This is a genomic window from Dolichospermum compactum NIES-806, from assembly GCF_002368115.1.
Classification (GTDB): Bacteria; Cyanobacteriota; Cyanobacteriia; order Cyanobacteriales; family Nostocaceae; genus Dolichospermum; species Dolichospermum compactum.
In genome coordinates this window covers 4,892,426-4,904,196 of the sequence record NZ_AP018316.1, presented here as the reverse complement: position 1 = coordinate 4,904,196, position 11,771 = coordinate 4,892,426, and the positions used below count along the sequence as shown (strand labels likewise).

11 protein-coding genes and 1 pseudogene are annotated in these 11,771 nt (G+C 39.1%); 6 read left to right on the top strand and 6 right to left on the bottom strand.

What is annotated here, in order from left to right; translation table 11 throughout:
- The first annotated feature begins 224 nt into the window (after positions 1-224).
- The 5 genes from folD (at position 225) to CA730_RS22835 (ending at position 4,942) form a co-directional block, all read left to right on the top strand.
- Positions 225-1,100 carry a bifunctional methylenetetrahydrofolate dehydrogenase/methenyltetrahydrofolate cyclohydrolase FolD gene (gene folD / locus CA730_RS22855; protein WP_096670818.1) on the top strand — a complete coding sequence of 292 codons (876 nt, stop codon included), beginning with the start codon at positions 225-227 and terminating at the stop codon, positions 1,098-1,100.
- A gap of 636 nt (positions 1,101-1,736) precedes the next feature.
- Positions 1,737-2,675 (top strand): geranylgeranyl diphosphate synthase CrtE, encoded by a 939-nt coding sequence (gene crtE, locus CA730_RS22850; RefSeq protein ID WP_096670816.1) that lies wholly within the window; start codon positions 1,737-1,739, stop codon positions 2,673-2,675.
- A gap of 92 nt (positions 2,676-2,767) precedes the next feature.
- The gene (locus CA730_RS22845; protein ID WP_096670814.1) at positions 2,768-3,223 is read left to right on the top strand and encodes a divergent PAP2 family protein; all 456 of its coding nucleotides are present in this window, start codon (positions 2,768-2,770) and stop codon (positions 3,221-3,223) included.
- Between the two features lie 117 nt (positions 3,224-3,340).
- Positions 3,341-3,679 (top strand): flagellar basal body-associated FliL family protein, encoded by a 339-nt coding sequence (locus tag CA730_RS22840; RefSeq protein WP_096670812.1) that lies wholly within the window; start codon positions 3,341-3,343, stop codon positions 3,677-3,679.
- 99 nt (positions 3,680-3,778) lie between these two features.
- The gene (locus CA730_RS22835; RefSeq protein ID WP_096670810.1) at positions 3,779-4,942 is read left to right on the top strand and encodes an LptF/LptG family permease; all 1,164 of its coding nucleotides are present in this window, start codon (positions 3,779-3,781) and stop codon (positions 4,940-4,942) included.
- 76 nt (positions 4,943-5,018) lie between these two features.
- Here CA730_RS22835 and CA730_RS22830 read toward each other — a convergent pair whose 3' ends face one another.
- From CA730_RS22830 to CA730_RS22815, 4 genes are all read right to left on the bottom strand, one after another.
- Positions 5,019-5,651, bottom strand: a complete 633-nt coding sequence (locus tag CA730_RS22830; protein ID WP_096670808.1) for a hypothetical protein — start codon at positions 5,649-5,651, stop codon at positions 5,019-5,021.
- A 135-nt stretch (positions 5,652-5,786) separates the two neighbouring features.
- Entirely contained in the window at positions 5,787-6,119 is a 333-nt protein-coding gene (locus tag CA730_RS22825) for an MgPME-cyclase complex family protein (protein ID WP_096670806.1), read from the bottom strand.
- A gap of 291 nt (positions 6,120-6,410) precedes the next feature.
- Positions 6,411-7,130: a nuclear transport factor 2 family protein gene (locus CA730_RS22820; protein ID WP_096670804.1), complete on the bottom strand. Its 720-nt coding sequence runs from the start codon at positions 7,128-7,130 to the stop codon at positions 6,411-6,413.
- A gap of 375 nt (positions 7,131-7,505) precedes the next feature.
- Complete coding sequence (locus tag CA730_RS22815; RefSeq protein ID WP_096670802.1) at positions 7,506-8,228, bottom strand: pyridoxine 5'-phosphate synthase; 723 nt, start codon at positions 8,226-8,228, stop codon at positions 7,506-7,508.
- Positions 8,229-8,327: 99 nt separating this feature from the next.
- Here CA730_RS22815 and CA730_RS22810 point away from each other — a divergent pair.
- Positions 8,328-9,088 (top strand): annotated as a pseudogene (locus tag CA730_RS22810) (Uma2 family endonuclease).
- 167 nt (positions 9,089-9,255) lie between these two features.
- Here CA730_RS22810 and CA730_RS22805 read toward each other — a convergent pair.
- Both CA730_RS22805 and glyA read right to left on the bottom strand, forming a co-directional pair.
- Positions 9,256-10,038: an ABC transporter permease gene (locus CA730_RS22805; protein WP_096670800.1), complete on the bottom strand. Its 783-nt coding sequence runs from the start codon at positions 10,036-10,038 to the stop codon at positions 9,256-9,258.
- Between the two features lie 304 nt (positions 10,039-10,342).
- On the bottom strand, positions 10,343-11,626 hold the full coding sequence (gene glyA / locus CA730_RS22800; RefSeq protein WP_096670798.1) for a serine hydroxymethyltransferase: 1,284 nt from the start codon (positions 11,624-11,626) through the stop codon (positions 10,343-10,345).
- Positions 11,627-11,771: the final 145 nt, after the last annotated feature.

Here is an 11,771-nt window from a genome sequence, read left to right as displayed (position 1 = left end):
AGGGAATCTGTTTTTTTGTCAAAATATCGTGTCTGACGCACCTTACAAGGGATAAAATTTACGTCACATATTTGGGGAATCTTGTCAATGCGTAAATCCTATTATCTTCACTTTTGCCTTTTATTCTGTCACCGTGGCGTAGCACCTGTTCCCTGTTCCCTGTTCCCTGTCACCTGTCCCCTGTGGTCTAAAGACGCTGAGTTTCCCACTTACCGTGTATTCTTATGAAACAAACTGCGAAAATCCTCGATGGTAAGGCATTAGCCGATAAAATTCAGCAAGAACTTAGTGAGACAATTGCCAAATTACAAGGTAAAATAGGGCGATCGCCTGGATTAGCGGTATTAATGGTGGGAGATAACCCCGCATCAGCCGCCTATGTTCGTAACAAAGAAAAATCCTGTGCCAAAGTGGGGATTACCTCTTTTGGTAAACACTTTCCTACCCAAACCAGCCAAACTGAATTAGAGGAAGTAATTGCCCAACTCAACGAAGATGATCAAGTAGACGGGATTTTGGTTCAATTACCCCTTCCCAATCATTTAGATGCTGTCAGTCTATTACATCAAATTGCACCGGATAAAGACGCTGATGGACTCCACCCCGTGAACTTAGGACGACTGGTGCGAGGGGAAACCGGTTTACGCAGTTGTACTCCTGCTGGTGTGATGCGATTGTTAGCAGAATATAAAATTCCTTTACAGGGGAAAAAAGCCGTAGTGGTAGGCCGGAGTATTTTAGTAGGGAAACCGATGGCTTTGATGCTGCTAGAAGCTAATGCTACAGTCACGATTGCCCATTCCAAAACCCAGGATTTACAAGATATTACCAAAGATGCGGATATTCTCATTGCTGCTACTGGTATTCCCGGAATGATTAATGCCCAGATGGTAAAACCGGGCGCAATTGTGGTAGATGTGGGAATAAATCGGGTTACAGATAGCAATGGCAAAAGTCGGTTAGTTGGTGACGTTCAGTTTGAAGCGATCGCTAATGTGGCAGAATGTATTACCCCTGTTCCCGGTGGTATTGGTCCGATGACAGTAGCCATGTTATTGCAAAATACTGTTTCTAGCTATTTACAAACAACAGGCAACTGAGAAATAATTTTTGTCAGTAACTCAGCCCTAAAGGGACTGAGCTTGTAAAAGATTACAAGCTATACTGACCAGTCTAAGTCTTCACTGACCACGTTTTTTGAGTCACGACACCCTGGAATGGGTAGCTAGTTCCCTGCTCTGTCATTTGCAATTAAAGAGTTTTAAAGTCACTGAAACAGTGTTGCAAATTTTAAAAGCTCTTAAAACATTGACGAAGCTAACATTACCCGCAAGGAGAGACTTTATGTCCAAAGTATTTGTAATATTTCCCACTTACCGCGAGGTCTTATGAATATTCATGATTCCTCAGTACAACGGGAATCAACAGCGGATTTTAGATTTATTCCCCGCATAAATTCGGGGGCTTTAAACTCTTTAAGATTTTAAGTAGGTGAGCGTTAAAAATTGTCGTTGGGGCAAGGGAACAGGGAACTCTTAACTGGGAACGGGAAGAGAGTTTTGAGTGATTTTACTTTTCTTCACATACCTTTAAATTTTTCTGTTCATCTACTTAAATCCAAAATCCAAGATCTAAAATCTAAAATTCAGTGAGTGTTTCCGCCCCAAAGCCCCGTAAAATTGGTACATAGATCACAAACAACCCAATATTTTCAAAAGTCAAGAGGAATACAAAGCATGGTAGCAACGGATAAAAGATTGGAAACCCCAAAAAAATCAGAATCGGCTAGTTTTAACCTCGCTACCTATCTCAAAGAACGACAACAGCTTTGCGAACAGGCTTTGGACAACTCCATTACCGTCGTTTATCCAGAAAAGATTTATGAAGCCATGCGCTACTCACTCTTAGCTGGAGGTAAACGAGTTCGTCCTATTCTCTGTCTCGCCACTGCTGACATGATTGGTGGCACAATAGAAATGGCCATGCCTACAGCTTGTGCCGTAGAAATGATTCATACCATGTCCTTGATTCATGATGATTTACCCGCAATGGATAACGATGATTACCGTCGCGGTAAACTCACCAATCATAAAGTTTATGGTGAAGATGTCGCTATTTTGGCAGGAGATGGTTTATTGGCTTTAGCCTTTGAACACGTAGCCACCCAAACTCCTGCAAATGTACCCAGAGATAGAGTATTACAAGTCATCATTCGCCTGGGTAAAGCATTAGGCGCGGCTGGCTTAGTCGGTGGTCAGGTAGTAGATTTAGAATCCGAAGGTAAATCCGATATTTCCTTAGAAACCCTGAATTTTATTCATAATCATAAAACAGCAGCCCTGTTAGAAGCTTGCGTAGTTTGTGGGGGAATTATTGCTGGTGCATCCGCTGAAGATGTGCAAAAATTAACGCGTTATTCTCAAAATATTGGTCTGGCTTTCCAAATCATTGATGATATTCTAGATATCACTGCTACCCAAGAGCAGTTGGGTAAAACCGCTGGTAAAGACCTGACAGCCCAGAAAGTCACCTACCCTAGTCTATGGGGAATTGAAGAATCTCGCGCCAAAGCCCAACAACTGGTTGCTGAAGCTTGTGCTGAATTAGAATCCTATGGTGAAAAAGCCATTCCTTTGCAAGCGCTCGCCCACTTTATCACCAGTCGCAATCACTAAGCCTAATTTGGGATTTTGGCTAAGTTTTGGTTTCTCCTGATGTTTTCCTCCATACAACCACTACTCACACTTACTAACCTCACCAAAATACCATGCAGGACATAGGCGAAATTATCAACAACCGCGTACTGCTGGTTGCGCTTGTAGCTTGTTTTGTAGCTCAAGGATTAAAGCTTATCGTTGAGCTAATTAAACATCGGAAATTAAATGTGCGTGTTTTAGTGACTACTGGAGGTATGCCCAGCGCCCATTCAGCCCTAGTAACAGCCCTAGCAGACGGTGTAGGTCAGACTTTAGGTTGGGCATCCCCAGAATTTGCTCTAGCTACAGTTTTTGCTATCATCGTTATGTACGATGCCGCTGGAGTGCGTCAAGCTGCTGGCAAGCAAGCAAAAATACTCAATCAAATGATTGATGAATTATTTCATGAAAAACCGGACTTTTTTCAAGACCGTCTCAAGGAATTATTAGGACATACACCAGTTCAAGTCATTGCTGGTTCAGTTTTAGGTGTAGCTATTTCTTGGTTAGCGCGGGCTGTATATTAGTCGGTTGTCAGTAAACAAGGATATTGCTCGTACGTAATAATCAGATTTTCAGGCAAATCTTGTGTAAATTAGAATCTTATGTAAAAATTTAATCAGTGCAATTCAGGTGTTAAAGTTATGACAACGATTTTTTCTACCCGCAAGCTAGTGGGAATTATACTCACTGGTTTAACAGTAACTTCCTGTGGTGGGGGTACATCTAGTAATACATCTAGTGATACATCTGGTAATACATCTAGTGATACTAACCCAAAGACCTTAACTATTAATGTTCCTTCATTAGGTTATTCGGCAACCTTGGATAAGACTACAACTGCTGCTGATATTGGTAGGGTACGATTAGAGCTAAGAGAACAGTGTAGAAACATCTTTACTGTTGGTAGTCGTTCACAAGCCAGGTGCTTGACTGAAGTTTCGGAAGCAGCACAAGCAGCGGTCATTTTCATTAACAGTTAAGGCAAAACCTGAGAATTTTTAACTAATTAATACTCTGTTACATAAATAAGGCGGACATATTGTCCGCTTATACATCATATAAAACCCAAAAAATGATAAATGAAGAAAATCAATATTTTTACTCAAATATCATTACTAGAACGCTATTTAGTCTCTCAATTAATAACCCCTTTATTATTTAGTATTGTCATTGTTACTGTGGTTGCGGAATCAATTGGTATTTCCTTTGAACAATTTAGATTTTTGATGGAGAAAAGGTTATCTTTTGATGTTCTTATATATCTTCATATCCTGAAATTACCAGAATTTATTATTTATTCCCTACCTATTGCCACTTTAATGGCAACTATTTTTACCTATCAGCAGCTATCAAGAAATACTGAAATTATTGCTTTACAAAACTGCGGGCTTAGTTTATACAGATTAGTATATCCTGCGGTAATGATAGGTTTATTATTAACAATTTTGATGTTAATCTTGAATGAAGTAGTTGTTCCTCCAGCTAACTACAAAGCAGCAATTACTCTAGAAAAACATCTAAATATTAGTAGAGAAAACATCAGAATCCATGATATATTTTATGTTCAAATATCCCAAAATAACACAGATGATATAGTTTCTAAAAGTAAATATCTTAAATACCTATTTTATGCAAAAGAATTAACCGAAAGAAAAATGAAATCTGTAGTCTTATTAATTAGAGATAATGAAAGATTAAAGATGATTATTAATTCTAAATTTGCAGAATGCCATAGTGAAGAATATTGCTATTTTTATGATGGTAATAAAACTATTATTAATACCAATGGTTCTTATGGAAAAAATCTAAAATTTCATAAAATATCTTTATATTTACCGAATATATCTTCACAATTTAAGGCAGATAGAGAAAAACTTGATCATAGAGAAATGAGTCTATATCAAGCTTATCAGCAATTGTCAATTTTGGAAACAGCGGGCGATCACCAAAATTTTATCAAACTACAAGTTCACATTCAAAAACGCTTTACCTCAGCTATTTCCTCCACTGTATTTGCCTTTTTAGGTTCAGCCATAGGCATTAACTTAAAAACAAGAACCAAATATAACAGCTTTGCCTTGACTTTGGGTATCATCCTACTGTACGATACATTTCAACTAATTACAGGTATTTTGGTTGTATCAGAAAATATCTTATATGGTTGGGTTTGGTTGCCAAATATTGTCGGTACTAGCATTGCAGGTTATTTACTAATTAGGAAAAATTCGCTGTCATTAATTTAGTAAACATCTTACGCAAAAAGTAAATCATACCGCCATATCGTCGTAGGATAATTTTAAACTCTCCTCTAACTAATTATCAACGGACAATTGAGCGGAGTAAAACTACTTTCCGACCATCAGCTAAGATAGCTACAAATCCACTTTCGCTAAGTTTTTTTAATGTATTGTATGCTTCCTTTTGATTGGTAGTATAAACTGCTAACAAGTAAGGGCGTTGTCCATAGGAGACAAAACCCACATCACCTCCTACAGCTTTTTGGAGACTACTAACCATTTCTGGACGGTTGAAATAATCTACCAGAATTGCATAACCTTCCCCTAATATTTTGGGGTTATAGGTGATTTTTGAATTTGGTACTTTTGGAGTTGTTTGTGGTATGGGAAGAGTGGTGATAATGGCAGATAAACCAACTATATTTTGAATATACCTTGCCCAACGATTGGCATCATCAATATTTTTAAAACCACCAATCCGCGTTACTGTTTGATTGTTATATTTACAAATAACTGTTTTTAATTCAGTCGGTAATGCACTACGCAACTGCTTTTGATTTTCAGTTGTTGGACTGACTACCAATAACAGATATTCTCCTGGATTTGGAGGTTGACAATTAGTAAGATTTTGTTGAGCAATACCAGGATTAATATTGCTAATTAAAGGGACTACCGACAGTAATAACACACTTGGCAAGATTTTTAACATTTGCATAAATTGGTAATTGGTAATTGGTAATTGGTAATTGGTAATTGGTAAAATCTTTACTCCCTGTTCCCTGTTCCCTGTTCCCTGTTCCCTGCCCCTTGCCTGTTCCCTATTCCCTGTTCCCTGCCCCTTGCCTGTTCCCTATGAAGAAACTGTACTGAGAGATGCTAAAGGATTGGGTATGCTATCAGAAGGGGCGGAAAATTCGGCAGTAATCACATACTCTAACCGCAGTTTTAGCCAGGTAATAAATTGGGAATTGGTGGAAATAATAGCTGCCGCAGGTTGAGGACATTTCTTTTTAATATCTTTCATTTCTGCTGCTTCTAAAAAAGCGGGTTGCTTAACTAGCCAAAAATCAATTTCTTTTTCTTGTTCATGATAGTTACGAGTCCGTTCTTTGAGAACTTCTTCTATCGGTTCTTCTTCCATAAGAAAGTGTTGACTGGCCAAAACGTAATAGTATGTTTTCATTTTCCTTGCTTGCTGACTAATCTATAATTTTAGGGTAAGGTGGTAAGATCCCCGACTTCTAGTATTAATTCATCATTTATAAGACTTACGCAAGTGTCACACTAAAAATCTGTTGTAGAGTGCGTCAGACTGCATAAATCATGCAAATAGACAGATTGTTGATATCTGACGCACCCTACCAATGTGCTACAAATGTGCCAGTTGCGTAAATCCTGATTTATTGAAATCATCAAAGAAAGAAGAAGTCGGGGATATAATTAGGGTACAGTGTTGAATTTGTACCCTGAGCAATTAACTTTTCTTCAATCCCTGAAACCAAGAACCAAAAGGACAACCACTGCCCTTATTTTCACTATTTTCTAGTTTGCCACCTGCTGTCAGGCTTTCTAAAAATAGGGCATTATCAAAATAGTGTTCTAAGGAAACAATTTTTAAATCTTCGGTAACTTGAGCAACACTCATACCGATAATTTCTACTGTTTTACCTGTGGGTGCATAATCTTTATATTTACCCTGAAAATGTCCCCAGTGTCTCCATTTAAATGTAACATTTGGGGGACCTGAATAAACTGCCAATACTTCCCAGGGAAATCCTTGGGGGAAGGTACTATGAAAGATATCATGGGAAGATTCAAAACTTTCTTCTGAAGCCTTGTAATGTTCAGAATCAGCCATAAATAAATTATAAGTACCTGATTTTCCTAACTCGGCAGCGGTGTATTCTTGACCCCCATTGCTTGTTACCCGGAATTTGTCATTGACGATAGATAACCACTGTGCGGGGTTAGTTTTCCATGACACTTCCATTTCAAAGGTTCTTACCAGGTTTTCGACAATAGCTTCCAGTGTACCTTCTAGATGATGGTGGATGCTCTCTTTGGCTAGGTTTTGCAAAGAACGGCTATAGTCAGGGGGTTTTTGATTGCGCCATTGAGCATCAGTGCTGGCTGCAATAACTTTAGCTCTATCTTGTACCCACAAGGGCAGATTCTTAGGCTGTTGAGAAGTCATAGTAGGTTGAAGTTTCCAAATTTGACCCTAATTTTCTGGAATTACGCAGCTACAACCCCTCTAGTACCGCAAGGCGGAAGTCAAAAGTCAAAAGTCAAAAGGAAGACGGTATAGGCTTTTGGTAGATTTATAATGGACGTTCGGCGAAGCTCAGTCGAGCCGTTGATTTATTTACACCGTTATGTACTAGTCTAACAAGTAAAAGGCAAATGATAGGAGTTTTACCAATTACCAATTACCAATTACCAATTACCAATTACCAATTACCAATTACCAATTACCAATTACCAATTACCAATTACCAATTACCAATTACCAATTACCAATTACCAATTACCAATTACCAATTACCAATTACCAATTACCAATTACCAATTACCAATTACCCCGCATTGCCTCTTTCATTTCCCGGACTGCTCTTTCCATACCTACTAAAGCTGCCCGACTGATGATAGTATGACCAATATTGAGTTCCTCCATACCTGGAAGGGCGGCAATGGGGTAAACATTCCAGTAGGTGAGTCCATGACCTGCATTCACCCGTAAACCTGCTTTAATGGCTTGTTCACAGCCTTGAGCTAATAAAGCTAGTTCTTTTTGCCGAGTTGTTTCGTCTTTGGCTTCTGCATATTGTCCTGTATGCAGTTCAATAAATTTGGCTTTTACCTTGACAGATGCCTCAATTTGTGGTGGTTCGGCATCAATAAACAAACTTACGGGAATGCCAGCATTTTGCAACTTATCAACTATCTCTCCTATTCTAGCAATTTGTCCGACAATATTTAAACCACCTTCTGTTGTTACCTCTTCCCGCTTTTCCGGTACTAGGGTAACATAATCGGGTTTGATATCTAGAGCGATCGCTAACATTTCTGGAGTTGCTGCCATTTCTAAGTTTAAATGGGTTCTCACTGTTTGCCGCAATAGCCGCACGTCTCGATCTTGAATATGTCTTCTATCTTCGCGCAAATGGGCGGTAATGCCATCAGCACCTGCTAATTCTGCTAGGATTGCTGCTGCTATGGGATCTGGTTCTACTGTCCGCCGTGCTTGACGAATGGTAGCGATATGGTCAATATTAACACCGAGTGTAGGCACGCCTGGTTTCTCCTGTTTAACGGTTCTCAGATGTTGATTTTAGCGGAAATATCAATTCCAGGTTTTTGTTGAACTTTGACTAAGAAGATGTTATTGTTTATGCGATCGCCTGGGGAAGTCCCTGACTCATCCACATATTTCGTGTTTGACGATGGTGAAACCCATGACCCACCAACAGATTTAATATTTGATGATGGTGAACCCTTGGAGTCATATAGACATCGGACTGGAATGAATGTCCTTATCCGATCATTGCAGCAGCTTTGGTGCGATCGCAATGATTATTTTACTGGGGGCAATATGTTTATTTATTACAGCAGCACCTAGGTTCGCAATCGTGATTTTCGTGGTCCTGATTTCTTTGTTGTTCTCAATATTGATGGTACTAACACTCGACAAGGTTGGGTAGTTTAGGACGAGAATGGTCGCTATCCTGATGTAATTGTGGAATTAATGTCACCTTCTACAGCAGCAATAGATAAAGGCTTAAAAAAGACCTTTATGAACAGACTTTTCGTACCTCTGATTATTTTGTCTATGATCCATTTAATCCTCTTTCTTTACAAGGATGGCATTTCCCTCATAATCAAAAGTACCAGCCGTTAATTCCCAATGAACATGGTTGGCTATGGAGTAGACGTTTAGGTTTATGGTTGGGAACTTGGGAAGGAACGGTAGAAAGGGAAACTACAATTTGGGGGCGGTTTTATGGCGCTGCTGGTAATTTAGTTCTATTACCAGAGGAAGCAGCTAAGTCTCAAGCAGAGGTGGCTAAGTCTCAAGGAGAAGCAGCTAAGGCAAAAGCAGATAGGTTGGCGGCTAGATTACGAGAACTGGGTGAAGATCCTGATATGTTGTAATCGTCAGGTTTTGGATATCTCCCAGATCCCCGACTTCTCAGAATAAGTCATAATTTCTGGAGATGATGATAGCAGAAGTCGGGGATCTTAATTTTTCCCCAGATCCCCAACTTCTCAGAATAAGTCATTAGAAGTCGGGGATCTTGATTTTTGTCTACTGAATCCAATTAACTAGAAGCACTGGTATAAAAACGGAGAGCAAACCGCCAAAACTGGGTAGAAATGAAAAACAAGATCAAAGCTAAGAATCCTGCACCTAGCAACCAGGTAAATTGAATTTGACCTAACATAGCTTGGGCAGGAATTGTAGTTAAAAAAGCTACTGGTATTACGAAGGTAAAGAAAAAGCGATAAGCGGCAGGATAGCCTGCAATTGGGTATCTTCCAGCCTCTAAAACTCCTCTTAATACTTCGGTAATATTATAGATTTTTACGAACCAAATGCTAGTCGCTCCCAGTATAAACCACAGGCTATAAAGAATAACTAAACCGCAACCTAGAGGAAAAATAGTCAGCAAGTATTTGTCAATGCCTAAGTTAAGTTTTGTACCAGCATAGATAATAATCAGTAAACCGAAGATTAAATCTGGTATTCCCCAGGGAGAAATAGTATTAAAAGATAACCAAAACTGACTACGAATAGGTTTTAATAATACAAAGTCTAAAGTCCCTTCTTGGACATAACGCACAATTCGATTTAAGTTGGGAGCTAGGAAGGTAGCAGAAAAGCCTTGTAATAGGGTGAAAATTCCTAAAACTACTAAAGCTGATTCCCATGACCAACCCGAAAAAGTGTAACCTGTACGGTAAAATAGGAATAAACTGAAAATACTACCAACTAAATTACCTAAGCTACTGATAGCATAAATGATAAAATTGATCCGATACTCCATTTCTGCGGCGATCGCAGCACTCCAAAATAATCTCAACACTTTTAAATATCTTGGCATTTTTCGTTTTTACACCAATAGCTATTAAATATAAAGTAACTTTATTTAAACTTAATATTATTTTTTATTTTTATAAATTAATGTCGGATATTTTACTGGACATAAATTTGGTAAAAAATTATTTGAGAAGGATGATTCTTGGTTGAGATGACTTATTATCACCTTTAGCTAATGCCAGAATTTCTATTGAAGGATATTTAGCCAGTCTAAGATTAAAAATTCACCCAATTAAATGATAATGAAAACTGGGTTACAGAGAGTACAGAGGGTGGACAATGGCCACCCTACACTAATCCAAGGTTGCTTAAGCTAGGGCTGGTACGGGAATTTCCAGGTGGGGATATAATGGGAAGCGATCGCACAATGCGGCCACTCTCATTAAACAATCTTTAGTTACTGTATCCGAATCGGGGGAAAGTAGGCGATCGCTAATAATATTCGCAACTTCCATAAATTCTGCCACACCGAAACCTCTAGTTGTCATAGCTGGAGAACCCAATCTTAAACCACTAGTAACAAAAGGTGATTCAGTATCAAACGGAACTGTATTCTTATTCGCGGTGATATTCACAGTGCTAACTAGTTGATCTCCTTTCTTCCCAGTCATGCCAATAGAACGTAAATCTACTAACATCAAGTGATTGTCAGTGCCATCAGACACTAATTTAAAGCCTCTGTTTTGTAGTTGAGTCGCCATTGCGCGAGCATTTGCAATTACCCGTCCAGAATAGTCTGTAAACTCAGGTTTGAGAGCTTCACCAAAAGCCACAGCCTTACCAGCAATAACGTGTTCTAGTGGTCCACCTTGAGTCCCCGGGAACACTGATTTATCCAGCCTTTTACCCAATTCGGCATCACGGGTTAAAATCAAGCCACCTCTTGGACCACGTAAGGTTTTATGAGTTGTAGTTGTAACAACGTCACAATAGGGCAGGGGATTGGGATGATGACCAGTAGCCACTAAACCAGCAATGTGAGCAATATCTGCAAGTAAGTAAGCACCAACTTCATCAGCAATACTGCGGAACTTTTCAAAGTCAATAATCCGAGGATAGGCTGAATAACCACAAATCAATAGTTTAGGACGTTCTTTAATCGCTAAATCACGGATTTGGTCATAGTCCAACTGTTCGGTTTCTTTACTTACGCCATAATGACGGACTTGAAACCATTTACCAGAAACATTCACTGGTGAACCGTGAGTCAGGTGTCCGCCATGAGATAAGTCCATACCCATAATTGTGTCTCCTGGTTGCAGCAGGGTCAGGAAGACGGCAAAATTAGCTTGTGCGCCGGAATGGGGTTGAACATTGGCATGAGCCGCACCAAATAGCTGTTTAGCTCGGTCAATCGCTATTTGTTCAATTTTGTCAACAAACTCGCAACCACCATAATAGCGTTTACCGGGTAAGCCTTCGGCGTATTTATTGGTTAATACTGAACCTTGAGCAGCTAATACGGCAGCGGAGGTAAAGTTTTCACTGGCAATTAATTCTAGGTGATCACGTTGGCGCTGTAATTCTTGGTTAATTAGTTCATTAATGGCAGGATCGGAGTTTTTTAGTAGGTCTGAGTTAGTTTTTGTCATTTTTGATGATGCTGATAAAGTTGATGAAAATTGAAATTGGGGTTAAACCTATTACCAAAGTTGTAAATTAGGCAATTTGTTTATTATAAGAATTAAGACGGAAAACCTTTGAGAACGGGGAAGGTCATTATCTAAGAATTGTTGA